25 protein-coding genes and 1 pseudogene are annotated in these 24115 nt (G+C 71.5%); 12 read left to right on the forward strand and 14 right to left on the reverse strand.

Annotated features, from left to right (window positions below):
- The first annotated feature begins 128 nt into the window (after nucleotides 1-128).
- The 3 genes from K1T34_RS44870 to K1T34_RS44880 are packed head-to-tail and all read left to right on the forward strand — an operon-like array spanning nucleotide 129 to nucleotide 1932.
- Nucleotides 129-1106 (forward strand): recombinase family protein, encoded by a 978-nt coding sequence (locus K1T34_RS44870; protein ID WP_220240707.1) that lies wholly within the window; start codon nucleotides 129-131, stop codon nucleotides 1104-1106.
- On the forward strand, nucleotides 1103-1693 hold the full coding sequence (locus tag K1T34_RS44875; RefSeq protein WP_220240708.1) for a hypothetical protein: 591 nt from the start codon (nucleotides 1103-1105) through the stop codon (nucleotides 1691-1693). The genes K1T34_RS44870 and K1T34_RS44875 overlap by 4 nt, the downstream gene beginning before the upstream one ends.
- Complete coding sequence (locus tag K1T34_RS44880) at nucleotides 1675-1932, forward strand: abortive infection family protein (RefSeq protein WP_220240709.1); 258 nt, start codon at nucleotides 1675-1677, stop codon at nucleotides 1930-1932. The genes K1T34_RS44875 and K1T34_RS44880 overlap by 19 nt, the downstream gene beginning before the upstream one ends.
- Nucleotides 1933-2003: 71 nt before the next feature.
- Here the strand turns inward: K1T34_RS44880 and K1T34_RS44885 are convergent, their stop codons facing one another.
- Nucleotides 2004-5039: a Tn3 family transposase gene (locus K1T34_RS44885; RefSeq protein WP_220240710.1), complete on the reverse strand. Its 3036-nt coding sequence runs from the start codon at nucleotides 5037-5039 to the stop codon at nucleotides 2004-2006.
- Between the two features lie 16 nt (nucleotides 5040-5055).
- Between K1T34_RS44885 and K1T34_RS44890 the strand changes: the two genes are divergently transcribed.
- Entirely contained in the window at nucleotides 5056-5565 is a 510-nt protein-coding gene (locus tag K1T34_RS44890; protein ID WP_255638026.1) for an SRPBCC domain-containing protein, read from the forward strand.
- A gap of 21 nt (nucleotides 5566-5586) precedes the next feature.
- Nucleotides 5587-6192, forward strand: a complete 606-nt coding sequence (locus K1T34_RS44895; protein WP_220240711.1) for a TetR/AcrR family transcriptional regulator — start codon at nucleotides 5587-5589, stop codon at nucleotides 6190-6192.
- Here the strand turns inward: K1T34_RS44895 and K1T34_RS44900 are convergent.
- Nucleotides 6160-6978 (reverse strand): SGNH/GDSL hydrolase family protein, encoded by an 819-nt coding sequence (locus K1T34_RS44900; protein WP_220240712.1) that lies wholly within the window; start codon nucleotides 6976-6978, stop codon nucleotides 6160-6162. The two genes, K1T34_RS44895 and K1T34_RS44900, sit on opposite strands and share 33 nt — an antisense overlap.
- Before the next feature lie 125 nt (nucleotides 6979-7103).
- Here K1T34_RS44900 and K1T34_RS44905 point away from each other — a divergent pair, with 125 nt between their 5' ends.
- Nucleotides 7104-7991 carry a trypsin-like serine protease gene (locus K1T34_RS44905; protein ID WP_255638027.1) on the forward strand — a complete coding sequence of 296 codons (888 nt, stop codon included), beginning with the start codon at nucleotides 7104-7106 and terminating at the stop codon, nucleotides 7989-7991.
- Nucleotide 7992: 1 nt separating this feature from the next.
- Here the strand turns inward: K1T34_RS44905 and K1T34_RS44910 are convergent, their stop codons facing one another.
- The 3 genes from K1T34_RS44910 to K1T34_RS44920 all read right to left on the reverse strand — a co-directional run bounded on the left by K1T34_RS44910 (nucleotide 7993) and on the right by K1T34_RS44920 (nucleotide 10979).
- Nucleotides 7993-8517: a CGNR zinc finger domain-containing protein gene (locus tag K1T34_RS44910; RefSeq protein ID WP_220240713.1), complete on the reverse strand. Its 525-nt coding sequence runs from the start codon at nucleotides 8515-8517 to the stop codon at nucleotides 7993-7995.
- Between the two features lie 188 nt (nucleotides 8518-8705).
- A complete protein-coding gene (locus K1T34_RS44915; protein WP_255638028.1) occupies nucleotides 8706-9509 on the reverse strand; it encodes a pentapeptide repeat-containing protein in 804 nt (267 codons plus the stop codon).
- Nucleotides 9510-9731: 222 nt separating this feature from the next.
- Entirely contained in the window at nucleotides 9732-10979 is a 1248-nt protein-coding gene (locus K1T34_RS44920; protein ID WP_255638029.1) for a tyrosine-type recombinase/integrase, read from the reverse strand.
- A 148-nt stretch (nucleotides 10980-11127) separates the two neighbouring features.
- Between K1T34_RS44920 and K1T34_RS44925 the strand changes: the two genes are divergently transcribed.
- Both K1T34_RS44925 and K1T34_RS44930 read left to right on the forward strand, forming a co-directional pair.
- A complete protein-coding gene (locus K1T34_RS44925) occupies nucleotides 11128-12219 on the forward strand; it encodes a response regulator receiver protein (RefSeq protein WP_220240715.1) in 1092 nt (363 codons plus the stop codon).
- 282 nt (nucleotides 12220-12501) lie between these two features.
- A complete protein-coding gene (locus K1T34_RS44930; protein WP_220240716.1) occupies nucleotides 12502-13914 on the forward strand; it encodes a selenium-binding family protein in 1413 nt (470 codons plus the stop codon).
- Nucleotides 13915-13946: 32 nt separating this feature from the next.
- Here K1T34_RS44930 and K1T34_RS44935 read toward each other — a convergent pair whose 3' ends face one another.
- Both K1T34_RS44935 and K1T34_RS44940 read right to left on the reverse strand, forming a co-directional pair.
- Nucleotides 13947-14696 carry a hypothetical protein gene (locus K1T34_RS44935; protein WP_255638030.1) on the reverse strand — a complete coding sequence of 250 codons (750 nt, stop codon included), beginning with the start codon at nucleotides 14694-14696 and terminating at the stop codon, nucleotides 13947-13949.
- Nucleotides 14697-14712: 16 nt separating this feature from the next.
- A complete protein-coding gene (locus K1T34_RS44940) occupies nucleotides 14713-15405 on the reverse strand; it encodes a TetR/AcrR family transcriptional regulator C-terminal domain-containing protein (RefSeq protein ID WP_255638031.1) in 693 nt (230 codons plus the stop codon).
- Between the two features lie 70 nt (nucleotides 15406-15475).
- Here K1T34_RS44940 and K1T34_RS44945 point away from each other — a divergent pair, with 70 nt between their 5' ends.
- Nucleotides 15476-16525, forward strand: coding sequence for an NAD(P)/FAD-dependent oxidoreductase (locus K1T34_RS44945; RefSeq protein WP_220240717.1), 1050 nt, complete (start codon nucleotides 15476-15478; stop codon nucleotides 16523-16525).
- Here the strand turns inward: K1T34_RS44945 and K1T34_RS44950 are convergent.
- Nucleotides 16509-17351 carry a TIGR03621 family F420-dependent LLM class oxidoreductase gene (locus K1T34_RS44950; RefSeq protein WP_220240718.1) on the reverse strand — a complete coding sequence of 281 codons (843 nt, stop codon included), beginning with the start codon at nucleotides 17349-17351 and terminating at the stop codon, nucleotides 16509-16511. The genes K1T34_RS44945 and K1T34_RS44950 overlap by 17 nt on opposite strands.
- Before the next feature lie 98 nt (nucleotides 17352-17449).
- Complete coding sequence (locus K1T34_RS44955; RefSeq protein WP_220240719.1) at nucleotides 17450-17935, reverse strand: MarR family winged helix-turn-helix transcriptional regulator; 486 nt, start codon at nucleotides 17933-17935, stop codon at nucleotides 17450-17452.
- 176 nt (nucleotides 17936-18111) lie between these two features.
- On the opposite strand from K1T34_RS44955, the pseudogene K1T34_RS44960 reads away from it, so the two are divergent.
- Nucleotides 18112-18711: pseudogene (locus tag K1T34_RS44960) on the forward strand (ClpP family protease); the annotation flags it as partial.
- A gap of 45 nt (nucleotides 18712-18756) precedes the next feature.
- On the opposite strand, the gene K1T34_RS44965 reads toward K1T34_RS44960, so the two are convergent.
- Complete coding sequence (locus K1T34_RS44965; protein ID WP_220240721.1) at nucleotides 18757-19698, reverse strand: AraC family transcriptional regulator; 942 nt, start codon at nucleotides 19696-19698, stop codon at nucleotides 18757-18759.
- A gap of 82 nt (nucleotides 19699-19780) precedes the next feature.
- Here K1T34_RS44965 and K1T34_RS44970 point away from each other — a divergent pair, with 82 nt between their 5' ends.
- Together K1T34_RS44970 and K1T34_RS44975 are read left to right on the forward strand one after the other, a co-directional pair.
- Nucleotides 19781-20602, forward strand: a complete 822-nt coding sequence (locus K1T34_RS44970) for an NAD(P)H-binding protein (protein WP_220240722.1) — start codon at nucleotides 19781-19783, stop codon at nucleotides 20600-20602.
- A gap of 29 nt (nucleotides 20603-20631) precedes the next feature.
- On the forward strand, nucleotides 20632-21111 hold the full coding sequence (locus K1T34_RS44975) for a DUF1772 domain-containing protein (protein ID WP_220240723.1): 480 nt from the start codon (nucleotides 20632-20634) through the stop codon (nucleotides 21109-21111).
- 33 nt (nucleotides 21112-21144) lie between these two features.
- On the opposite strand, the gene K1T34_RS44980 is transcribed toward K1T34_RS44975, so the two are convergent.
- Genes K1T34_RS44980 through K1T34_RS44995 form a run of 4 tightly spaced genes read right to left on the reverse strand, consistent with a single transcriptional unit; the run spans nucleotide 21145 to nucleotide 24096 of the window.
- Complete coding sequence (locus K1T34_RS44980; RefSeq protein ID WP_220240724.1) at nucleotides 21145-21633, reverse strand: GyrI-like domain-containing protein; 489 nt, start codon at nucleotides 21631-21633, stop codon at nucleotides 21145-21147.
- Between the two features lie 21 nt (nucleotides 21634-21654).
- Nucleotides 21655-21975, reverse strand: coding sequence for a YciI family protein (locus tag K1T34_RS44985; RefSeq protein ID WP_220240725.1), 321 nt, complete (start codon nucleotides 21973-21975; stop codon nucleotides 21655-21657).
- A 10-nt stretch (nucleotides 21976-21985) separates the two neighbouring features.
- Nucleotides 21986-22792: an alpha/beta fold hydrolase gene (locus tag K1T34_RS44990; RefSeq protein ID WP_220240726.1), complete on the reverse strand. Its 807-nt coding sequence runs from the start codon at nucleotides 22790-22792 to the stop codon at nucleotides 21986-21988.
- On the reverse strand, nucleotides 22789-24096 hold the full coding sequence (locus K1T34_RS44995) for an RNA polymerase sigma factor (RefSeq protein WP_220247738.1): 1308 nt from the start codon (nucleotides 24094-24096) through the stop codon (nucleotides 22789-22791). The genes K1T34_RS44990 and K1T34_RS44995 overlap by 4 nt, the downstream gene beginning before the upstream one ends.
- Nucleotides 24097-24115: the final 19 nt, after the last annotated feature.

The raw sequence follows: 24115 nt of genomic DNA on the forward strand, positions 1-24115 counted from the left end.
GTTTCTGAGAGAGTGTTCGCCGCTGCGGTTCGCCGGGTCGACGGAGGGCGGTTTTCTTCTCAGAACCCATTCTCACTCAAATAAGGTGTCCAACCTGTTCTGAGAAATGTTTGTGAGAAGATTCCGGTGTGAACACCGACCGCGAGGCCGCCGACCTGTCCGACGCTGACGACATCGAGCGGCATCCCTGCCCTCGCTGCGAGGTCCAGCCCGGCTCCCCGTGCCGGTCGCGCTCCGGAGCGGTCGCCTCGACCTACCACACCGGCCGGTTCACCAAGGTCCCTCGCCTGGTCAAGGAACTGCGCATCCCCACCCCGGCCGACCGCGGGCCGGGACAGCCGTGGCGGCCGGGCACCCCGCCACCGGCACCCATCCCCGCGGACTCGCCGAGCGCGGACATCCGCGTCGGCTACGCCCGCTGCTCGCACCTGACCCAGGAACTGCAGTCCCAGCTCGACGCCCTGGCCGCGCACGGGATCCCGCGCGACAAGATCTTCGCCGAAAAGGTCTCCACCCGCATCCGGGTCCGGCCGAAGTTCGAAGCCGCCCTCGAGGCCGCCCGGCAGATCAAGGCCCACGCCCCGCACTGCCGGGTCATCTTCACCGTCTACGAGATGAAACGCCTCGGCCGCGACTCCGCCGAACTCACCGCCCTGGCAGACCACCTCACCGCCCACGGCATCGCCCTGGAAATGCTCGCCGGGCCGCTGACCGGGATCTACGACCCGTCCGGCACCGGGCGGGTGCTGTTCGCGTTCTTCGCCGCGATGGCCGAGACCGAACGCGAGAACATCCGTGAAGCCACACTCGAAGGCCTCAACGCGGCCGCACGCAAGGGAAACCACGGCGGCCGGCCCCCGGTCATCACCGACGACATGCTGCACACCGTGCTGCGCCGCCGCGCGAACGGCGAGTCCATTGAGGATATCCGCGGCGACCTGATCATCCCGACAGGCAAACGCAAGGGCAAGAACCCCGGACTGGCCAGCATCTACCGAGCCCTCGCCGAGCACGAGAAGACCCGGACCTACCCCGACGCCGTCGCACGGGCACACGCCGAATTCGCCGCCATAGTCCCCACTTCCACACGACAGGCCAGTCGATGAAAGACCTGATCAGCTCCGGCACCCGCGGTCAATTCCGCGACCTCATGACCAACAGCACCCTGGCCGCCATCAGGTCTGCCTTCCAGGACGAAGGCTTTGCGCCCAATCCGGACACCCGCTACGACGACACCAGCTCGCGGCGCACCGCCACCCAGGAATACCTGGAGTCGGTCGCCTGGTCCGACCCCGACCACGTCGCGCGCGCGTGCCGGGCGTTCGAACGGCTGCTGATCGACTGGGACGACGACGAACCCCACCTGAAGAGCTTCTACAGTGCGTTGCGTCGAGACGGCTGCACGTTCGACCCTCACGGAATGATCACCCCGCCTGTCGGCAACGGTTCGCTGCGACCGCTGAAATCCATGGCCAGCTTGACTGACCCGTCCGCGATCCAGGAGCAGCTCGACCGTATCCAGCGCGCCATCATCGACGACCCCGCCCAGGCCATCGGCAGCGCGAAGGAACTGATCGAGAGCACCGCGAAAGTCGTGCTTGTCGAGCGCGGCCACCCGGTCAACGACAAAGACGACCTGCCCGCGCTGGCCAGGGCAGCCCAGGACGCCCTCGGGTGCACCCGTCGTCTGTAACACCGGGCCCCGACGGCAGCGACGCGGTCAAGAAGATCTTGGGCGCGGTCACCACCATCGCCGCAGGCCTCGGCGAACTACGCAACCGCGGCTATGGCACCGGGCACGGCCCGGCGGCCGCGCGAACCGGACTTCACCCCCGCCACGCGCACCTCGCGGTCAACGCCGCTGTGACCTGGTGCCAGCTGCTGCTCGACACCCTCGCCGATCCCCAAGCGCCGTGGCACAAGAACCCCTGAACTGCAGGTTCTGGGCTAAGCGCTAACGGCTGTACCGCTGCTACTCAACCCCGCACTCGGGCCAGCCTTGTTCAGTCCAGCACGGGGATCATGGCGTCCGGTGCACGCAGCGGACGTAAGCCTTGGCGTGCCAGGACTTTCTCGATAGGGAAGGTGTAGGTGCCGTACTGGTTGACGTGCTCCATCAACGCTGGGGACAGGTGGGCGAGGACATCGGGCGGGACGGGGCCGTGGGCGCGGACATACTCGGCGAGGGCGAGGGCGAGTTCGAGGTAGACGGTGTTCCAGGTGATGATCGCGTTCACCACGAGGCTCAGACAGAGCGCCTGGTCGGTCTGCTGGTCCAGGTGCCGGCGCCGGACACTGCCTTCGTGGGCGAAGAACAGGTCCCGGCGCAGCGAGTGCAGGGACTCGCCCTTGTTGAGCTGGCGGGTGATCCGGCGCCGGTAGGCCTCGTCGGCGAGATACCGCAGGGAGTAGAGGGTGCGCTGGATCGCGCCGTACTCGACCAGGGCCTGCGCGACCGCCGAGCGCCGGGAGGCGGCGTGCAGCTTGCCGACCACCAGCGATGCGGTGGCGTGTCCGTACTTCAGCGACGCGGCCACGCGCAGCATCTCGTTCCATTGCTCGCTGATCAGCTTTGTGTCGATCGTGCCGGTCAGCAGCTGTCCGGCGTTCGGAAAACGGCCCAGCAGGTCGCGTTTCGAACCGAGCCGATGCAGCGTGATCCCGCCCAGGTCCCGGATCCGCGGGGAGAGCACCAGCCCGGTGAGCTTGAACAGGGAGAACACCGTCAGCGTCTGGCCGGCGGTGTCGGTGGCGTGCTCGGAGATCGGCAGGGTCGTGGCGTTGCCGAGGATCTCGTCCAGGACGTAGACCGCTTCCCGGTCGGACACCGGGATGATCTTCGTGCCGTAGGTGGAGTGCTGGTCGGAGACGTGCGTGTAGGTCGAGATGCCCTCGTCCACGAAGTACCGCGACAGCGCGCGGGCGGTGAGCGACTTGCCCTTCATCGGGAACCGCTGCCCGTCGGAGGAGGACATCGTGCCGCCACCCCAGGCCTGGGCCATCGGCAGCGTGTGGTGGTGGTTGACCACCGCGGCGTTCGCCTCGCGCAGCGTCTCCTCCCGCAGGTACCACTGCCCGGTCCAGGCGAGGATGTCGTAGGTCAGCCCACACGCCTCGGCCATCGCGGTGGTGCCGAAGTTGCAGGCCTGCGCCAGGATCGCGGCGTAGAGCTGCTGGCGCAGCCGGTTGTCCCGCGCGGTCTTACCCGAGGCGTGCACGAGCTTGTCGGAGAACCCGGTCCAGCGGTCGACCTCGATGAGCAGCTCGGTGATCGGGATCCGAGGCAGCAGCTCCACCAGACCGAGCTTGACCGCCTCGACCTGGTCAGGCAGCTGCTCAGCGGTCAACCGGTTGATCGACAGCTGTCCCTGCTCGGAGAGCCGGACCGGGCCCTCGCCCGCCGCGAGCAGCGGCTCAACGGCCAGCAGCGCGGTCTCCAACTGCTCCTCGGCCTCGGCCAGCGCGTGCTCGGCCGACGGGGCGGCGCCGACCAGCGCGCAGTACTCGAGCTTCGACACCGCCCACTTGTCCGCGGGCATGAGGAACGCGACCGGGTTGGCGTACCGGCGTGACCCGGGCACCCACACATCACCCGAGCGCAGGCAGTCGCGCAGCCCGAGCAGCGTGCACAGCTCCCAGAAATGCCGGTACCGCACCGGATCCGCCTCCGCGCGGGCCCGGTCGAGGTAGCCCCGCCACCGCGAGGGCACGAACGAGGCCGGCGCGGTGTCGGGCACATGGCGGGTGCCCTTCGCGTACAGCCCCCGCAACAGCTCCACCGCCGCGAGCAGTGGCTGCGCGTCGAGGCTCCCGGCGAACTCGAGGTGGCGGATCACCAGCGGCGCGAACTGCCGAAGGTAAGTGAAGGAGTCCTCCACCGTGTCCAGATGCCCGTGATCCTGATACGGCCGGTCCTTCGGGTGCCGCCGCGCCGAGCGCATCCGCTCCAGCCCGACCCGATCCCGCAACAGGCCGCCGACCTGCTCGGCCGGGATCGCGGTGTCGGCCGCGATGGCGACGATCTCCTCCAGCAGCTCCAGCTTGTCCACCGACTCGCGGCCGCGGGCGGCGAGCTTCTCCTTCACCTTGGCCTTCGCCCGGTTCTCGATCCCGGACAGGGCCTGGTCGAACATCTGCACCAGCTCGTCGAGCACCTCGACGTAGCACTCGACCACTGTGGACAGCAGGATCGGATACTTGCTTTCCGCCCGGCGCCCGCGCAGCGCCTGGTTGCGCAGCCGCCGCCCCAAACCGGCCAGCCGCCGACGACGCGCCTCGGGGATCATCGACAGGTCCAGCGTGTCGACGCCCAGGCCACGCAGGAACAACACCTTGTCCACCTCGGCCCGGATCGCCGAGGGCGAGTAGCTGGTCGCGCCGCGGTGCAGCCACGTCAGCCGGGACACCGGCATCTCAGGTGCCACCTCCAGCACGCTGCCCATGTCGGTGAGCCGGCGTTCGGTCAGCAACGGCTCGATCCGGGCGAACACTTCCCGCTCGGCGACCTCGCGGGCCGAGGCGATCTCCTCCATCAGTGACACCACGCCCGGCCGCACGATCCGCACGTCCTGTGAGGCCAGGTGCTCAGTCGCCAGGCGGAACAGCACGCTCGGCACATCGTGCTCGATCGCGCGGTCGACCAGGAACTCCCGCAGCGTCTTCCACCCGGCCCGATCGTCGTCCTCAGCGGTGTGCCAGCCCAGGCGCTGCGCGACCAGCCGCAGATGATCCGACCTGGTCTGCTCCCGGCGCCCGTAATGCGTCAGCGCGCCGGGCTCCACCCCGAGCTGGGTCGCGACCCGCGCGACCGCCGGCGTCGGCGCCGCGCGCACGTCGGCCGGGACGAACCCCAGCCACGGCAACGCAGCCAGCTGCAACCCCAGACCCAGCTTGTTCGGCGCCCCGCGGGTCGTGCGGTGCACCCACTCGACGTCCTCCACTGCCAGCTGGAAGTACTGCACCAGTTCGTCTCGGCCGACTTCGGCCGGCCAGGACTCCAGCTCGCCGATCTCGCTCGCGGAGAAGAACTGCGTCGCCACCAGACACCGCCAACCCGTGCACCAACTCGACGCCCGAGATCATCTCGGGCGGTTCTCGTCATCAGCACTCGGGGTCTTGTCAGCGCTGGTCAGGGGCTATTCCGTTGGATATTCCGCGAGATGTCCGGGACCCCCGCACCCCGCGCGCAAGGTCTGGCGCGCGCTCACCGAACCCGAGCTGCTGGAACGCTGGCTCGCGATGCCCAACGACATCAAACCCGTGGTGGGACACCGCTTCGAGCTGCTCGCCCAGCCCGTGCCGGCGGCCGGGTTCGCGGGCGGGCCGGTGCGGTGCGAAGTGCTCGTGGCCGACCCCGAACGCGAGCTGAGCATCAAGTGGGGTCCGAAGTGGACGGTCACGTGGCGGCTCGTGCCGGAGGGCACCGGCACCCGGCTGTTCCTCAGCCACGAGGGCTTCGACCCGGACGACGAGTTCGAGCGTGTGTCCCGCCGGATCATGGGCGGCGGCTGGCGCTCGCACGTGCCGCGGGCCCTGGAACGCGTGCTCAGCGCGCTGCCCGGCTGAACCCGGCTACGATCAGGCACCGTGACGGAGTCCAAACCGCTGCGCGCCGACGCCCGGCGCAACCGGGCCAAAGTGCTCGAAGCCGCGGAGACGGTGTTCGCGGCCAAAGGCACGGGCGCCCCGACCGAGGAGGTCGCACGCGAGGCGGGCGTGGGCGTCGGCACGGTGTTCCGGCACTTCCCGACCAAGGAGGCGCTGCTCGAAGCGGTGCTCTACGCGCGGCTGCACCGCTTCGTCGACGAGGCCGAGGCCGTCGTCGCCCAAGACTCACCCGACGCCGGCGCCGCGTTCTTCACGTTCCTGACCAGCTGGATCGAGATGTCCAGCGCAAAGAACGCCTACTTCGAAGCCCTCAGCGCCGCCGGCGTCCACGTGCCGAAGGCAGGCTCGGACGTCGCCACCCACCTGCTGGAAGCGCTCGGGGTGCTGCTGCGCCGCGCGCAGGACGCCGACGCGGTGCGTGCCGACCTCACCGTGGCCGAGCTGATCCCGGTGATCATCGGCACGGCCAAGGCCGCCGAGCACATCGGTGCCGACTGCGCGCTGCGCAACCGCGTGGTCGCGATCCTGTTCGACGGCCTGCGCCCGGCCTTGTCAGCCGCGCACGCTCCGCGCGTCGGAGCCTGACTCAAGCGCGCCTGACTCAAGCGCGCCGGATCCGAACGGTTCCAGCACCGGGCGCTTCGGGCTCATCGTGTCGCCGGACGACTCGCCGCGCAGGCGGCGCTGCACCCAAGGCCACGCGTGCTCGCGGCTCCAGCGCAGGTTCTCCTCGCGGCGTTCGCGGGTCGACAGGCGCGGGCGCGGCGCCAGCTCGGCCGAGGTGAGGTCGTGGGGGACCCCGAGCGCGCCGAGGACCGCGATCGCGATCTCGAGGTGGCCCCGGGAGTTGAGGTGGAGGCGGTCCGGTGCCCACAGGCGCCGGTCGCGCAGCTGCCGCATCGACCACATGTCCACCAGCAGCGTTCCGTGGCGGGCGGCGATGCCGCGCACGTTCTCGTTGTAGATCGCGACGCGCCCGCGCATCTGCCGGAACAGCGCGTCCTCGACCCCGTCGACACCGGTGAACAGCACGACCCGGGCGCCGGTCCCACGCAGCCGGGCGACGGCGAGCTCGTAGGAGTCGGTCAGCGCGTCGATGTCGACCTTCGGGCGCATGAGGTCGTTGCCGCCCGCGTAGAGCGTGACCAGGTCCGGTTCCATCGCGATCGCCGGCTCGACCTGCTCGGCGAGCACCTGCGGCAGCAGCTTCCCGCGGATGGCGAGGTTGGCGTAGCGGAAGTCCGGCTCACGGGCGCCCAGCACCTCGGCGACGCGGTCGGCCCAGCCACGCACGCCGTTCGGCGCGGCGAGATCGTCGTCGCCGACACCTTCGGTGAAGGAATCGCCCAGAGATACCAAGCGGTTGGTCATAACGAGAACCCTAATGCAGCCCGAATCGTCCCTTGATCGCCTCCGGTGTCACAGAGTGACGAGATTCGCTGAGATTTCTCCACGGATGGCTGAACTTCTCAGCGTCTCCGTCCGTTGTTGCAAGTGTGAAGTCACGATCCGGTCACCGTCGCTCCCGGCACGGCGCGCTGGCACTCGCCATCGTCGCTGGTGCGGGCCTCGCCGGCTACGTCACCATCCAGAAGGGCCCGACAGCGTCCGCCGCCGGGACCGCCGACGCGGCCGAAGTCGCGCACACGCGGGCGGGCGCGGGCGGCCAGGGCACGTCGGCCCAACCGAAGCCGGCGCCCAGCAGCACTGCTCCGGCCTTGCCGCCGAGCGTGATGCCGTTCAACGCGAAGCTCACGTCGAAGGACATCCCCGTCGAGGGCGGCGGCGTGCGCGGTGGTGGCTGCAGCGGGTCCCTGATCGCGCCGGACTGGATCATCACGGCCGGGCACTGCTTCCACGACCTCGACGGCACCCGCGCCGGCGGCGCGCCGAAGTACCACATGACGGTGGCGGTCGGGAAGATCAACGACGAGGACCCGCGCGGGCACGTGGTGCAGGCCGTGGACGTGCGCCAGTCGCCGGTCAACGACCTCGCGCTGGTCAAGCTCAGCGCCCCGATCACCGACATCGCGCCGTTGACGCTGCCGACCGGTCCGCCGAAGGTCGGCGAGGACGTCGACTTCGTGGGCTGGGGCTCGCTCTCGGCCACCGTCGTCGCGCCGGCCGACCACATGAAACGCGGCCACTTCGAGGTCAGCGACATCCGCCACACCGAGCTCGACATGAGCCCCCGGGAGGCGCGCACCGTCGAGAACAGCCCGTGTCACGACGACTCGGGCTCACCGTTTTTCATCCCCGAGGGCGACCAGAAGGGCCGGCTCGTGGCGATCGAGGACAACGGCCCGGACTGCCCCCAGCCCGGTGTGGAGACCACCGCGCGCGTGGACACGATCCTCGACTGGATCCACGAGCAGATGAGCTGAGTCAGGCGCTGAGCTGCCGGGCCCGGTGGTCGGCGACGTTGACCCGCGTGCCGCACCGCGTCGAGCAGAAGCGGCGGCGGCCGTTGCGAGAGGTGTCCACGAACGCGATCCCGCAACCCTCACGTGCGCACAGGCCGAAGCGGTCGGGCGCCTCACACACGAGGTGGGCGAGCCCACCGGCCGAGTGCGCCTGCACGCGTTCCACGGCCTCGGCGTCTTCGCCGACGTAGTGCAGGTGCGGGGGTTTGCCGTCGTGGCCGGAGATGTGCGGTCGCACCGCCGCGGTGAGGAGCAGCCGGTTCACCAGCTCCACCTGGTCCGCTTTGCCCGCGCCGAAAACTTCACGCAGCCGCCGGCCCCAGTCGAGGATGCGGGCGCCTTCGTCGTCGGTGAGCCCGGTCAGCGTCATGCCGTGGGCCCGGCAGGTGTCCAGCACGTCGTCCGCCGAGACGCTGTCGTCCCGGGCCAGCGTGGCCAGCGCCGCGGCCACCTGAGCACCGGAGCCGCCGTAAGGGTTGAAGTGCACTGACTCATTACAGCACGATCGGGGCATGGATGAGAACCGTTGCCCCCGTTGTGGCTGGCCCCTGGCTGAACTGCCCCCGTCCGCCGTCGTGCCCGCCTCGCGCGGCAGTCGTGCCGACTACGTCCGCTGCCTGTGCGGCAGCTGGGTCGCGCGGCTCGGTGGCGTGGTGGTCGGGTCGACGCGGCCGGCTACCAGTGGGCGGGCCGGCTGAGGCGCTCGGTGAGCCGGGTCGTGGCGTCGCCGCGGGCGGCGTTGACCTGCGACTGCGTGAGGAACAGGCAGGCGGTGAGGTCCGCGCCGCGGACGTCGGCGTCGCGCAGGTCCGCCCCGATCAGGTCGGCCTGGCGAAGATCGGCGCCGCGCAGGTCCGCGGCGATGAGGTAGGCCCCGCGCAGGTTCGCGCCCCGCAGGTCCGCGTTCGCGAGTTTGGCCCCCATGAGATCGGCACCCCGGCGGTCCTTCTTCTTGCCGTGCACCCCGTCCCGCACGAGCCGGCTCGTGGCCTGCAGCAGCACGTCCACGCGGGCGCGCTGCTCTGCGACGTCTAGCGCGAGCAGGGTGCCGGGGTCGGTCAGCGTCAGTTGTCCGGTCTCGGCGAGCGCCGCGTCGAGACCGGCGTGCAGCTCCCGCGTGACGTCCAGGGACCGGGCTTCGGTGAGGTACCAGAGCAGTTCGTGCAGCTGGCGCATCACAGGCAGCGCGGCGAACATCTGCTTCGCGCCACCCGGTTCGCCGCGCCAGTCACGCCCGGCGAAGGTGATCTGCGAGATCTTCTGCCCGGCGCCGAAGCAGTCGTAGACGGTGCAGCCGGAGAACCCCTTGTCCCGCAGGCGATCGTGGATGCCGCAGCCGAACTCCGGTTCCAGGTTGACGCACGGCTCGCCGGCCGCCTTGTCCATCGCGAAGTCCGCGGAACGCGTGAAGGTGAGGGCGACACAGCACAGCCCGAAGCAGCTGCCGCAGTCGGCAGTGAGCGAATCGTGGTGGGACAAGTGTTCTCCTGGCCGGCGGGGTTCTCACCAGGGTATCGGCACCGCCGTTGCCGCTCTGGACAGCCGGCGTACAGCGACTGGCAGGCCTTCGGCGGGCTGTGATCGCTCGCAGGGTCGGCCACGCCTCCGGCACCGCCGCGACCGCCGTCCGGACGACGTCCAGGTGCTGTTCCATTCCCCGTTCGAACAGCGCGTTGTACACCGCGGCGCCGTGGCCGCACGTCAGCCAGCGGTGGTGTCGTCGGGGAACCAGCTGCTCGCGACGAGGTCGACGGCGCTGCGTTCCGGCGCGCGGGCGGCGTGGTCGTAGGTCTGCTGGGTGGTGTCGATGCTGCTGTGGCCGACGTCGGCCTGCACGTGGACGAGTTGGGCGCCCGCCTCGACGGCGGTGGTGACGTAGAAGTGACGCAGCGCGTGGGGGTGCATGGCGCCGGCGATGGGTTCGAGGTCGGTGCCGCCGGTGGCGGTGATGCGGCGGAGCAGCTGCCAGATCGCCTGGCGTTGGTAGCGGTTGCCGGTGCGGGTCAGCAGTAGCGGCGACGGCGGGGCGTGGCGCGCTTGGGTCCGGCGTTCGACGGTGGTCTCGCGTGAGGCGGCTGCAGTGTCGCGGGCGGAGAGGTAGCTCATGAGCGCGTTCTCCGCCGGGACGCTGAGGTAGACCACGCGCGTCTTGCCGCCCTTGCCGAGCACGCGCAGCGCGCGGCGGCCGCGGGTGACGTGCAGGTCGGAGCGGTCCAGGCCACACACTTCGCTCACGCGCAGCCCGAGTGTGAAGAGCGCGACCACGGCCACCGCGCGCGCCGTGTCCAGCGGGCCGGCACCACGCCGGGGGGTGCCGGCGGCGGTGTAGAGGGCGCGGACCTGGCGTGTGGTGAGGGTGACGGTGCCGGACGTGCTGCTCGCGGCCGTGGCGAGGCCGAGCCGGCGGCGGTTGAGGGCGGCGGGGTTTCCGGTGACGAGGCCGGTGTCGGCGAGGTAGCCGTAGAGCGCTTTGACGGTGGCGAGCATCCGGTCGCGCGTCGCGGGAGCGGCGTCGGCGGTGGCGAGGGTGTCGAGCCAGCTCTTCACGTCGGCCGAGGTGGCGGCCATCGGGTCGAGGCCGCGGGTGACGCACCAACGGAACCAGTGGTGCGCGCGCAGCCGGCCGCGCGGTGCGGGCGGGGGAGCGGCGGAACTCGGGCTCGGGCTCGGAGTGAGGCGGAGGGCGTCGGCGTAGTGGAGGACGGCCGTGCGCCAGGTGTCGAGGTGACGTCCCGGTTCGGCCCACTCGGCGAGGTCGGCCGCGGTGACGGGGAGGCCGAGTCCTTCGGCGTAGGTGCGGCGGGTGGCCTGGTTGCCGTAGCCGGCGAGCCAGTCCGCGATCGCGTCGAGCAGTGCGGCGGGGTCTTCGACGCCCGGCCAGACGTCGTGGTCGGCCGAGAGGGGGTACCCAGTTTTCGAGCCGGTTTCGAGGCGCACGATCTCACTCACAGCTGCTGGTTCCGTCACTCTCCGTCGATCGATCATCTTCCCTGTCAGCTTAGCAACAAAAGCTCTGTTCTGTAGCTGACCTATGTATTGAGTTAGATAACTACAACCTCAGTTACAGGTTGCATAACTGATCAGATAGGCTTCAGAAGTGACTGAGGGAGCTGTGATCGAGGACCGGACGGCCGCGCTGTGTGGGTTCCGGCAGTGCCGGGCGCCGTTGCCGCCACCGGGACCGCGTGGGGGCCGGCCGTTCGAGTTCTGCCCGGACCGGCGCTGGCCCGGGGACCGCACGTGCAAGCAACTCGCCGCCGCCGACCAGGCACTGCGCGAAGCACTGGGCGATTCGGTCTCACACGCCGGCCTCACCGACGCGGCCGCGGAGTTCGTCCGCGCCGCCACGGAGCTGGGTGGGCCGCTGCAGACGCTGCGCAACGCCCTCGACAGCGTCGCCGCCCGCGCCCAGGACGAGGTGACCTCCGCTCTCTCCCGCGCCGAAACCGCGGAAGCCCGCGCCACCGAAGCAGACGGCCTCCGCCAAGCCGCCGAAGCCCGCGCGCTGGAAGCCGAACAAGTCACCGCCGCCGCCCAGGCCCACTCCCAGGAACAGACCGACATGGCGAAAGCCGCCCAGGAAACGGCCGCGGCAGCGGTGAAAGCCCGGAAGACGGCCGAGCTCGACCAGGCCCGCGCCGAAGCATCCGCCATCGCCGCTGCCGAACGCGCCGACCAGGCCGCCGCCGAAACCCGCACCGAACGCACTCGCGCCGACGCCCTCGCCGCGGAGCTCGCTCAACGCTCCGAGCAGCTCGCCGTCCGCACCACCGAACGCGACGCGGCGCTCACCAGCCTGGCGCAGGCACGCGCGCGCGAAGAGGAGGTCCGGCGGGACCTCACCGGCCGGCTCGACCAGGCCACCGAGGCGCTCACCACCACCCGGGCCCACCTCGGGGACCTCGAGCAACGTCTGGACGCCGCTCACCATCACCAGCGCGCGGAATCCGCCGCCTCGGCCGAAGCTGTCGCGGAGGCACGCAGCCGGTCCGCTGTCCTGGCCAGTCGGCTGGACGCGGCCCAGGAGCAGCTGACCCGGGCCGCGGAGCACCACACCGGCTTGCGGTCCCGGCTCGAGCGCGTGCACGGGCTCGCGCTGGCGACTCCCACCGAGAACACCGACCTGCGCGCGGATCTGCTGGCGGAACTGCTCGATCTGCCCGGGGAGACCCCTCCGCCCGGGCCGTGAAGTTTCAACCGCACCCCGCTTCGGCCGCCGTGAGACTACGTCGTGCCGGCCGGGGCGACTGACGGCTCGCGGACGTGCGTGGGCGGCGTTCGGAGCCGCTTTCCCTTGAACGGCAGAGGAAGACGGCCGTCGAACGCCGGTCCCGCACCGCGGAGGCGGGCGCCCGCAGATCCGGCGGAGCCGTGGCACGCATCGTCTGACGTGCGCGTTCGTGCCTTGCGGCCACGACGGCACGCGCGGGACATTGGCCGCGGGGGAATCGGACAGGGGAGGGAGAACGTGATGACCGCACAGTCACAGACCGATCCGACCTTCTACCGCAGCCCCGGCGACGCGATCGCGGCCCCGCCGGAGAAGCTCGCGTACGTCGTGGCATTCGACCGGACGGCCGCCAAACCGGACGCCCTGGCGACGGTCGACGTGGATCCCGACTCGGGCACTTACGGCAGCGTGGTCGGCTGGTCGGAGCTGCCGACCCTCGGCGATGAGCTGCACCACTTCGGATGGAACGCGTGCAGTAGCGCGTTCGCGCACACCGGGCACGACCCCGACGGCCTGCGCCGCCGATTCCTGCTGCTGCCCGGGATCCGTTCGTCGAACATCCACGTGTTCGACACCCAGCCCGACCCGCGCCAGCCCGTCCTGCACAAGACGGTGACCGCGGCCGAACTGGCCGAGAAGGCCGGATACTCCCGTCCGCACACCTCCCACTGCGGGCCGGACGGCGTGTATCTGACGTGCCTCGGCGCGGGGGAGGGCTCGGGCGGCCCGGGTGGCATCGCGCTGCTGGACCACGACACGTTCGACGTGGTTCGCGCGTGGGAGACCGAGCGGGGCCCGCAGTACCTGGCCTACGACGCGTGGTGGCACCTCAACCGGAACGTCCTGATCAGCAGCGAGTGGGGTACCCCCGCGATGATCGAGGACGGCATCAACCCTGAGCTGCTGCTGGGCCACAAGTACGGGCACGCGCTGCACTTCTGGGACTTGGCCGAGGGCCGGCACCGCCAGAGCGTCGACCTCGGCGAGCAGCACCAGATCGTGCTCGAGGTGCGCCCGTCGCACGACCCGGACGCCACGTGGGGGTTCGTCGGTGTGACAGTGTCCACCGAAGACCTGTCGGCGTCGGTGTGGCGCTGGCACCTCGACGGCGACACCTGGGCGGTGGACAAGGTGATCACCGTGCCCGCCGAGCCCGCCGACGCCGCGGACCTGCCACCGGCGCTGCGGCCGTTCGGTGCCGTGCCGCCCCTGATCACCGACATCGGCCTCAGCGTGGACGACCGGTTCCTATACGTGTCGTGCTGGGGCATCGGCGAGCTCAAGCAGTTCGACGTCAGCGACCCCGCCCGGCCGAGGGAGGCCGGCTCGGTGCGCCTCGGGGGCATCACCGGCCGGGTCCCGCATCCGTCCGCGCCGTCCCTGCAGCTCTCGGGTGGCCCCCAGATGGTCGAGGTGAGCCGCGACGGTCGCCGGATCTACGTCACCAACTCCCTCTACGGCGCCTGGGACGACCAGTTCTACCCGGACGGTGTCGGGGCCTGGATGGCGAAGCTCGAGACCGATCCCGCGGTCGGCGGGCTGCGCGTCGACGGGAAGTGCTTCCTGCACGGCGACGACTTCCGTGGCCTGCGCCCACACCAGGTCCGGTTGGAGGGCGGCGACGCCTCGTCGGACTCGTACTGTTTCCGCTGATCTGAGCACCCGACCGCGACCGGCCGAGTCGGTCAGGTCGCGGATTCCGTGAAGGGGGACGCGCAGAGACTGCAGGTGATCGGCCCCAGTTCGAGGACTGACCGGGCCGCGCGGATGCGGCGCGGCTTGTCGCACCCGCACACCGCGGCCACGTAGTTCGGCCCGCCGCGGTGAGCACCGCGGCCGTCCACGGGCGCGATCACGATCGGAGTCGGTGCCGGCACGACGACATCGGGCTGGTCGGGGTCCGTGGGCAGCGGCTGCGGAGCCTGCGCACGGACCGCGACCTCCTGTTCGGTGTGCCGCCACACCGTCAACGCCCGTTCGAGAACGCGCAGCGAATCCGCGTAGGCGTCGATCGTCTCGGGCAAGGCGGTGGTGGCCGACCACCCGATCCGATCCGCCTGCTCGGCCCGCACACCCAGCTCGTGGGCGAGCGCCGCGAACCGCTTGTTGTGGTACCGGCCGTCGCTCACGTCCACGATGTCGCGCGTGGCGGCGAGGCCGTGGGCGGCTTCGTGCAGCGTGGTGGCCAGGATGTCGGTGGCGGGGCGGCGCAGGCCTTCGGCACCGAGGAAGAACTCGGCGCGCGGATCCTCGCCACGGCCGACGTGCCAGCGGGATCGGGCGAAGTGGCCGTGGATCTCGGTGGTGGTGCCCATCGTGCCGGATGCCAGGACGAGGATGGCCTCGGGCACGTCGGGGTGGCGGCGGCGGATTTCGGCCCACAGTTGTTCCATCCCGTGCATGACGCGGGTCGTCGGGCCGAGTGCGGGGATCACGCCGCAATCTTGCCGCTTAAGCGGTAACCGGGCCACCGGGGCCGTCGAGGACGCGGGCGAGGCCGGCGTCGAACGCGGTGTCCGGGTCGGGGTGGGAGCCGAGGTCGACGGCGCGGGCGAGGGTGGGGTAGCGGCCGGTCGCGAGCATGCGCCGCAGGTAGGGGGCCGACGCGCGTTGCCACTGCGCTTCGTCCTGGCCGGACTCGCGTTCGCGGCGCAGCTCGGTGATCTCGCTGCGAACGGCGCCGGTCACGTAGGAGTGCACGGCGTGCACCGCGACGAGCGCGTCGTCGAGATCGCCTTCGTCCGCGGCGGCGAGTGACGCTTCGAGGTAGGCCAGCGCGTTCGGGCCGAGCCCGGGGCGCCCGCCGAGAAGGTCGGCGAACCATTCGTGCCGGTGTGCCGCCGTGCGGACCGCGCGGGCGAGCGCCCGCAGGCCCGCGCGACGGCCGGTGCCGGGCTCGGGCAGGGGCAGCTCGCCGTAGACGGCGTCGGCCATGAGGTCGAGCAGTTCGTCCTTGGTGGAGAGGTAGCCGTAGAGGCGCATCGGCCCGGCGCCGAGCGCAGCCCCGACCTTGCGCAGCGACACGGCCTCCAGCCCTTCGGCGTCGGCGAGCGCACAGGCCGCGGCGACGATCCGCTCCCGGCTCAGCGGGGTCGGCGCCGATCTGGCCGGTGGCTCGGGCCGTTCCCACACCAGTTCGCTCACCGCGGTAACGATACACCGCACTCGTCGATACATCGTATTGTAGAAATACACCGTATCGATCGGAGGTCTCATGCGTCGTATCGCCATTGCCGGAGGGGGCCTCGGTGGCCTGACTCTCGCCCGGGTCCTGCACGTCCACGGCATCCACGCCGACGTCTACGAACGCGACGCCGGCCCGACCGCTCGCATCCAGGGCGGCACGCTCGACCTGCATCCCGCCGGCGGCCAGCTCGCGCTGCGCGAAGCGGGGCTGACCGACGACGCGTTCGGCCGCCCGGAAGCCGACCGTCCCGCGCTGCGCAAGCTGCTGCTCGACGCCCTGCCTCCCGAGACCGTCCGCTGGGGACGCGCCGTGGAGGACGTCACCCCGCTCGCCCACGGTCATCGCCTGCACCTGACCGACGGCGGCACCGCCGACTGCGACCTGCTCGTCGGCGCGGACGGCGCCCGTTCCCGCGTCCGCCCGCTCGTCACCCCGGTCGAACCCGCGCACACGGGCGTGAACGCGATCGAGCTCGTGATCCCCCACATCGACCGCGCCCATCCGGTGCTGTCGGGGATCGTCGGGCGCGGCAGTTTCATGGCGATCGGCCCGAACCGCACGCTGTCCGCGCAGCGCAACGGCGATGGCAGCGCCCGGGTGCATCTGACGATGCGCGGTGAGGAGGACTGGTTCGCCACCTCGGGCATCGCGTTCGACGACCCGGCGACGGCCAGGAACCAGCTGCAGGACCTCTACGCGGGCTGGGCCCCCGAGTTCCTGGAGCTCGTCGCCGCGGCCGAAGGACCGATCACGCGGCTGCCGATCACGGCGCTGCCGGTCGGCCTGAGATGGGATCCGGTTCCGGGCGTGACATTGCTGGGCGACGCGGCGCACCTGATGCCGCCGTTCGCCGGGGCGGGCGCGAACCTGGCGATGCTCGACGGAGCCCGGCTCGCCTTGGCGCTCGCATCGGCAGAAGACGTGCGCGGCTTCGAGGAAGAGATGTTCGCCCGCGCCGCCGAGGAGGCGCGGGACTCGGCGGTGAACCTGGCGAAGTTCCTGTCGCCGCGCGGCGCCCAGGGGGTGCTGGAGCTGATGCGGTCCCTGGGCGCCGTGGACGTCAGCTCAGGTGCTTGATGACCTCGGCGAACGCGGCGAGGTGCGGTTCGAGCACGCTGATGTAGGTGGTGCCGAACGTTTCGCGGTAGCGCTCGAGCCGCTCGGCGATCTCGCGCGGCGAGCCCACGAGCACGCCGGGCAGCTGGGTGAGCTGCTCGTCGGGCAGGCCGCTGGCCTGGCGGATGATGCCGAGGTCGAGCTCCTCGACGCTGTCGCCGACGGCCGCGACGAACAGGTTCAGCTCGATGTCGCCGAAGCGGTCGCCGGCGGCGTCGCGTAGCACCTGCACGCGGTGGGCGAACGCGTCTTCCGGGGCGGTGCCGGCGGTGACGCCGGCCATGATCGAGAAGCTGAAGATGTCGGCTTCGCGGCCGCCGAGCGCCACCATGCGGTCGCCCGAACCGGACAGCATGATCGGCGGCACGGGGGTGCCGGTTTCGGCGGCGAGCAGCTCGCGGGTGGCCTTGAGCGTGGACTCCAGCTTGCGGATGCGCTCGCCGCCGGAGCCCATCGGCACGCCGACGGCCTCGAACTCGTTCGGCATGTAGCCGGTGCCGAGACCGAGCTCGAGCCGGCCGTCGGTGAGGCGCTGCACGTCGGCGACGTCGCGCGCGAGGTAGGCGGGGCTGAGGATGCCGGCGTTGAGCACGTAGGTGCCCAGCCGGATGCTCGTGACGTCGGCCGCCGCGACCAGCGCGGGGAACGGCGAGGGCATCCCGAGGTGGTCGGGGACCTGGAGCACGTCGTAGCCGCGGTCCTGCACCTCGCGGGCACGGGCGCGCCAGTCCGTGCGGGAGCCGACGTTGAGCAGGGAGACCCCGAAGCGGAAGGGCTGGGTAGTCATAGGGGCGGATCCTTCGTATGCGGACGAACGGAGAAAGCCGGTACGGCCTCCGGCTCACACGTACGCCACGCTAGTCCCGTTCAACGCCATGATCGAGATCACGAGGTTTCGCGACCCTTACCGGTGACGCGGGGTTCGCGCAGGTGGTCGAGGACGCGCCCGAGCTGGTCGACGAACTGCTCGCGCTCGGCCGCGGGCAGGGGCGCGGTGAGCTCGTCCTGGACGTCGTCGAGGGTTTTCGTCATCGCGGCGAGGTGGGTGCGGCCTTCGCCGGTGAGGGTGACGACGTTGCGGCGGCGGTCGGCCGGGTCGGGTGCGCGCTGCACCAGGCCGCCGGCGTCCAGCTCGCCCACGGCCTCGACGACGTAGCTGCGGTCGATTCGGCAGCGCCGTCCGAGCGCGGCCTGGCTCGCGGGGCCGAACTCGTCGAGCGCGGCGAGCAGCGCGTAGTGGTAGCGGCGGAACCCGGCGGCGTCGAACGCCTCGCCCACCAGCCGCGTGACCTGCGTGGCGAGCTGGGTGACGAGCCAGCTGGGCCGGCTGCGCAACAGGGTGGGGACGCGGTCGTCCCCGGTGTTCTGCATGGGCAGAGCGTAACGACGGCGCGATGCCGCGACGCGGGAAGTGGCTGCTTCGCGCAGCTACCTCTGGGTGATCGCCCGGAGCGAACCGCGCACGCCGTGAGCGAACGGCGCCCCCACGGCGTCGCCCACGCTCCTACGTTCGGGACGGACAGGGATCTCGCGAAGAGAAGGAGAAGACGATGACGCTGACGGTGGTTCCCGGGATGCACGCGGCGGGGCAGCAGCCGAACGAGTCGGTGTACGAGCAGTTGCTGCGCGACCGGATCGTGTTCCTGGGCACCGAGGTGACCGACGAGGTGGCGAACCGGATCACGGCGCAGCTGTTGCTGCTCGCCGCGGACGACTCCGAAAAGGACATCACCTTCTACCTCAACTCGCCCGGCGGTTCGGTCACGGCGGGGATGGCGATCTACGACACGATGCAGCTGGTGAAGCCGGACGTGGCGACGTGGGGGCTGGGGTTCGTGGCGTCGATGGGGCAGTTCCTGCTCTCGTCGGGCACGCCGGGCAAGCGGCACCTGCTGCCGAACACGCGGATCGTGATGCACCAGCCGTCGGCGGGGATCTCGGGGGCGGCGACGGACATCGCGATCCAGGCGGAGGTGTTCGGGAAGATGAAGCGGCGGATCGCGGAGCTCACGGCGACCCAGACGGGGCAGTCGGTGGAGCGCATCACCGCCGACGCCGACCGCGACCGGTGGTTCGACGCCGAGGAGGCGCTGGCCTACGGGTTCGTGGACCACATCGTGGGCGCGGAGCGGGTCGCGACGGCCTGACCGTCCCTTCCGGACGGACACTCGGGCACTCGCGTCCCGGCGTCCTCACGCCGGGACGCGAGTGCGGTACTGCTGGGGGCTGCGGCCGTATTCGCGTTTGAACGCGGCGCTCAACGCGAACGCGCTGCCGTAGCCGACCTGGCGGGCGATCGCGCCGATCGTCGTGTCGGGCTGCTGGCGCAGGAGGTCGGCGGCCAGGGCGAGGCGCCACGCGGCGAGGTAGGCCATCGGGGGCTCACCGACGGTGGCGGTGAAGCGCCGTGCCAGGGCGGCACGGGAGACGCCGGTGCCGGCGGCGAGCCCGGCGACGGTCCACGGGTGCGCGGGCTGGTCCTGCAGCAGCCGCAGCGCGCGGCCGGCCACGGGGTCGTCGTGGGCGTGATACCAGGCGGGCGCGGGTGAGCCGGGGCGGGCGAACCAGGTGCGCAGCGCCGCGATGAGCAGCAGGTCCAGCAGGCGGTCGAGCACGGCTTCCTGGCCGGGCACGTCTTTGCCGATCTCGGTCGCAAGCAGCGGGACGAGGGGGCTGTCCCAGTCGGCCGCGCGAACCAGCAGGGTCTGGGGCAGGGCGGCGAGCAGCCGTCGCGACACCTCGCCCACCCGCGGATACGTCCCCGTGAGCAGCACCGTGGTGCCACCGGCGGGGGTGCCCCACGTTCGGACGCCGACGTCGACGAGGTCGATGAGGTGCTCGCCGTCGGGGGTGCGGCACTCCTGGCCGGGCAGGATCACCGCCTGCGGCGGGGTGGCCGGGTCGTCGGCGAACAGGTACGGGTCCGGGCCGAGGGCGATCGCGATGTCCCCCGCCTCCAGGTGCGTGGCGTCGCCGTGGTCGGGCACGAGCCACGCCTCACCGGCCACCACGGCGACGATGGTGAGCGGTGCCTCGTCCTCGATGCGCAGTGACCACGGCGGCGTCAGGACCGAGCGGAGCAGGAAGGCCCCGTGCGCGCGGGGCCCGTCGAGGAGCGCGGCGAGCGGATCCATGCCCAGCAGTGTAGACGCTGGAACATGGGATCGAGCTGATGAACCATGGAGAGTCTCACCCGGCCGGGCTTCACTGACGGGCATGACAAAAACAACTTTGGTTCTGGGTGGCACGGGCAAGACAGGGCGCCGGGTGACGCAGCGGCTGGCTGCGCGCGGCGTCGAGGTGCGAGCGGTGTCGCGTGGCAGCGAGCCGCGGTTCGACTGGGCGCACGACACGACCTGGGCGCCGGTGCTCGACGGGGCCGGCGCGGTGTACGTGACGTTCTACCCCGATCTGGTGGTGCCGTGGGCGGCGCCGGTGATCCGCGCGTTCTGCGCGGAGGCGGTGGCGGCCGGGGTCGAGCGGATCGTGCTGCTGTCCGGGCGCGGCGAGGAGGACGCGGCCGTCAGTGAGGAGGTGGTGCGCGAGTCGGGTGCGGCGTGGACAGTGCTGCGGGCGAGCTGGTTCTTCCAGAACTTCAGCGAGCATTTCTTCCTCGAGCCGGTGCTGGCGGGCGAGATCGCGCTGCCGGCCGGGCAGACCACGGAGCCGTTCGTGGACGCCGACGACGTCGCCGACATCGCGGCAGAGGCGCTGACCACGGGTGCACTCGACGGCCGCACGCTGGAGCTGACCAGTCCGCGGCTGCTGACCTTCGGCGACGTGGCCCGGGAAATCTCCGCCGCGATCGGGCGGGATGTCCGCTATCGTCCGGTTTCGGCGGAGGAGTTCGTGCGGCTCGCGACCGACGGCGGCGTGCCGGCGGCCGAGGCGCAGGTGCTGGTCGAGCTGTTCGCGCGGGTGCTGGACGGGCGCAACTCGCACGTGACCGGTGACGTGGAGCAGGTGCTGGGGCGTCCGGCGCGCGATTTCGCGGACTACGCGCGCTCGACGGCGGCGACGGGCGTCTGGACGCGGTGAGCCGCGCCGGCTGGGGAAGGGAGCACGTGATGTCCACAGTGTCCGGAGTGGTCCTCGTGGTCGCGATCGTCGCGGCGGGGCTGATCGCGGGGTTGTTCTACTCCTACGCGGTGTCGGTGATGCCGGGCCTGGCGCGGGCCGACGACCACACGTTCGTGACGGCGATGCGCGAGATCAACATCGCGATCGTCAACGGCTGGTTCCTGCTCACGTTCCTCGGCGCGCCCCTGCTGGCGGCGGGCGCGGTGGTGCTGAACCTGGTGGCCGGCGGACGTGGGGCGCTGCCGTGGCTGATCGCCGGCTTCGCGCTGCTGCTGGCGATGATCGTGATCACGGCCGTGAAGAACATCCCGATGAACAACGCGCTGGACCGCGGCACGGCTTCACTCGCCGAGCTGCGCGGGCAGTTCGAGACGAGCTGGGTCCGGTGGAACCTGTTGCGTGCCTTCGCCTCGACGGCCGGGTTCGCGTGCCTGCTCGGCGGGTGGCTGGCGCGCGGGACCGGTTGACGCTGTGCCGGAGCCGGTCCAGCGGCGCGCGGGTCAGTCGGCGAGGCGGAAGTACAGGTCGGTCTCCCACTTCGTGGCGTCGGGTTCCACACGCGGGTCGGTGCGGTAGACCTCAAGGCGCCCGGTCCAGTGCTCGCCGTCGGCGGCCCGGGTGCGGTCCCAGCGCACGCCTTCGGCTGCACCCCACGCGAGGACTTCGGCGGTGGCGGCGACGAGTCCGTCCGGCGCGCCGTGGTGGGTGGCGGTCACGTACTTCCCGCCGGGCACGACGTCGTTGAGGTAGTCCTCGCCCAGTTCGACCGGCGCCGCGACGGGCACCCCGGCTTCCACCGTCAGGCTCGCCATGTCCGGGCCGATCACGAGGTAGCGGAAGAACGGCGCGCCCGCCGGCGTGACCCCGCGTTCGGCGAGGGCGCCGACGATCGCGGCGATGCGGTGCGCGATCTCGCGCAGCCCGTCGAAGCCGACGGTCGCGCGGTAGGCGACGTAGGGCTGGTCTTCGCGGTCCACCAGGGACGGCATGGGGTTCTCCTCGTGTTCGGGTCAGCCCAGCATCGGGCGGACTTCGATGGTGCCGTACGCGGCGGCGGGATGGCGGGAGGCGATGTCGACGGCCTCGTCGAGGTCGGCGCAGTCGATCATGACGAAGCCGCCGATCTGTTCCTTGCTCTCGGTGAACGGCCCGTCGGACAGCAGGACGTCGCCGCCGCGGACGCGGACGGTGGTGGCGGTGGCCGGCGGGTGCAGGCCTCCGCCGCCGACGAGGATTCCGCGGGCGAGCAGGTCGTCGGTCCAGCCTCCGCAGCCGGCGATCTTCTGGTCTTCGGTGGGCTCTTCGCCGGCGATCATGAGCAGGTAACGCATGAGCTGCCTCCTAGGCGTGGGTGAGGACTTCGGTCAGGCGGGCGGCGAAGGGACCGGGCTCGCCGGCGAACCCGCCGTGGTCGCCGGGAAACTGCACGGCGTCCTGCCCGAGCGCACGGGCCAGTTCGAGCCCGGCGGTGTGGGCGGGGGTGCCGTCCGCGGCCTTGCCGACGGCGACGACGAGGCGGGTGTCGGTGGCGCGCAGGGCGTCGAGGTCGGGTTCCCAGGCGCCGATCGCGGCCATGAGATGGCCGAAGAAGAAGGCGAAGTTGCCCTGCATCCGTTTGCCCTGCGCGATTTCCTCGGCCGTCGGGTTCGCCGGTGGCGGCGGCACGTCGAACCCGGACGCCGCCATGAACGCGCCGAGCGCGGCCTCGACGCCCTGCTCGCGGTAGATCGCCGGGATGTCGGGGAAGTCGGCGAGCATCTCGCCGAGGTAGCGGCTGACCGGCGGCTCGTGCGCGATCAGGGTGGCGACCTCGCCGGGGTGGCGCCGGGTGTGCTCCAGCATCGTGATGGCACCGCCGCTGTTGGCGAACACGTGCGCGGGCCCGCCGCCGATCTCGGTGAGCAGGCGGTGCACGTCGTCGGCGTGCTCACCGACGAGGTTGCTGCCGGGTTCGCCGGCGATCGGGCTGCGGGAGATGCCGCGCGGGTCGAAGGTGACCACGGTGTAGTGGTCGGTCAGGTGCGGGCGCAGGCCGGTGAAGGCTGTGGCGTCGGCGGGGCCGCCGGGCACGAGCAGCAGCACGGGGCCGTCGCCGTCGAGGTCGTAGGTCAGCTCGGCGCCGGGTACGCGCAGCGTCTTGGTGATCATCGCGGTCCTTCCGGTTCACGGGTCGGTTCGTCCAGCCGACGAACGGGCGGCGCCGGGACCGACACTTCGGCTCCGGAATTCCCGGGAGATGTTTCAGCGAGCCTGCGCCGCAGGTAGCTGCGCTCGGCGTCGGTGCGGGCGAGGTCGAACGCGTCGGTGTATGCGGCGTGGGCTTCGGCGGTGCGGCCGAGGCGGCGGAGGAAGTCGGCGCGGGTGGCGGGCAGCAGGTGGTAACCGGCCAGCGTGCCGCGGGCGGTGAGCTCGTCGGCCAGCGCGAGGCCGGTTCCGGGCCCGAACGCCATCCCCGCGGCGACCGCGTGGTTCAGCTCCACGACGGGGGTGGGCAGGTGGCGGCGCAGCTCGCGGTAGAGGCCGGCGATCTGGGCCCAGTCGGTGTCGGCGGCGCGCGCGGCCGTGGCGTGGCACGCGGCGATCGCGGCCTGCACCTGGTAAGGCCCAGGGCTGCGGCGGCGCAACGCGGCCTCCAGCAGGGCGGTGCCCTCGGTGATGGCGGCGGCGTCCCAGCGGCCGCGGTCCTGTTCCTCCAGCGGCACGAGCTCCCCGTCGTCGGCGACGCGGGTGGCGCGGCGGGCGTGCTGCAGCAGCAGGAGCGCGAGCAGGCCGGTGGCCTCGGGTTCGTCGGGCATCAGGTGCGCGAGCACGCGGGCGAGGCGGATCGCTTCCGCGGCGAGGTCGGGCCGTTGCAGGTCGGGCCCGGCGCTGGCGGTGTAGCCCTCGTTGAACAGCAGGTACAGCACGCCGAGGACGGCCGCGGTGCGTTCGGGCAGCAGGTGCGCGGGCGGCACACGGTAGGGGATGCCGGCGCTGCGGATCTTGCGTTTCACCCGCACGAGCCGCTGCGACATCGTGGCCTCCGGGACGAGGAACGCGCGGGCGATCTCGGCCGTGCTGAGCCCGGCGAGGGTGCGCAACGCGAGCGCGACCTGCGCTTCGACGGCGAGCGCCGGGTGGCAGCAGGTGAAGATGAGGCGGAGGCGGTCGTCGGGCACGGTGCCGTCGTCGGTCGGTGGTTCGTCGGGGACGATCATGCGCGCGGCCTCCCGGAGCTTGCCCGCGCCGACGGCGTCGCGGCGGATCCGGTCGACGGCTCGGTTGCGGGCGGCGGTGGTGAGCCAGGCCCCGGGTTTGGCCGGGATGCCGTCGCGCGGCCAGGTGCGCACGGCGAGGGTGAAGGCGTCCTGGGCGCACTCCTCGGCGAGGTCCCAGTCGCCGGTGACCCGGATGAGGGTGGCCACGACCAGCGACCACTCTTCCCGGAACGCCTGCACGACGGCGGCCTCCATCGCGGCGTCTCGCCCTTCC

This window comes from Amycolatopsis sp. DSM 110486, assembly GCF_019468465.1.
In the GTDB taxonomy this organism is placed as follows: Bacteria; Actinomycetota; Actinomycetes; order Mycobacteriales; family Pseudonocardiaceae; genus Amycolatopsis.

Bases quoted from the DNA above. Each gene is read 5' to 3' on its own strand.
- K1T34_RS44875 (WP_220240708.1), top strand. From the start codon at position 1,103: ATGAAAGACCTGATCAGCTCCGGCACCCGCGGTCAATTCCGCGACCTC.
- K1T34_RS44900 (WP_220240712.1), bottom strand. From the start codon at position 6,978: ATGACCAACCGCTTGGTATCTCTGGGCGATTCCTTCACCGAAGGTGTC.
- K1T34_RS44930 (WP_220240716.1), top strand. From the start codon at position 12,502: ATGACCGCACAGTCACAGACCGATCCGACCTTCTACCGCAGCCCCGGC.
- K1T34_RS44945 (WP_220240717.1), top strand. From the start codon at position 15,476: ATGCGTCGTATCGCCATTGCCGGAGGGGGCCTCGGTGGCCTGACTCTC.
- K1T34_RS44950 (WP_220240718.1), bottom strand. From the start codon at position 17,351: ATGACTACCCAGCCCTTCCGCTTCGGGGTCTCCCTGCTCAACGTCGGC.
- K1T34_RS44955 (WP_220240719.1), bottom strand. From the start codon at position 17,935: ATGCAGAACACCGGGGACGACCGCGTCCCCACCCTGTTGCGCAGCCGG.
- K1T34_RS44965 (WP_220240721.1), bottom strand. From the start codon at position 19,698: ATGGATCCGCTCGCCGCGCTCCTCGACGGGCCCCGCGCGCACGGGGCC.
- K1T34_RS44970 (WP_220240722.1), top strand. From the start codon at position 19,781: ATGACAAAAACAACTTTGGTTCTGGGTGGCACGGGCAAGACAGGGCGC.
- K1T34_RS44975 (WP_220240723.1), top strand. From the start codon at position 20,632: ATGTCCACAGTGTCCGGAGTGGTCCTCGTGGTCGCGATCGTCGCGGCG.
- K1T34_RS44980 (WP_220240724.1), bottom strand. From the start codon at position 21,633: ATGCCGTCCCTGGTGGACCGCGAAGACCAGCCCTACGTCGCCTACCGC.
- K1T34_RS44985 (WP_220240725.1), bottom strand. From the start codon at position 21,975: ATGCGTTACCTGCTCATGATCGCCGGCGAAGAGCCCACCGAAGACCAG.
- K1T34_RS44990 (WP_220240726.1), bottom strand. From the start codon at position 22,792: ATGATCACCAAGACGCTGCGCGTACCCGGCGCCGAGCTGACCTACGAC.
- K1T34_RS44995 (WP_220247738.1), bottom strand. From the start codon at position 24,096: ATGGAGGCCGCCGTCGTGCAGGCGTTCCGGGAAGAGTGGTCGCTGGTC.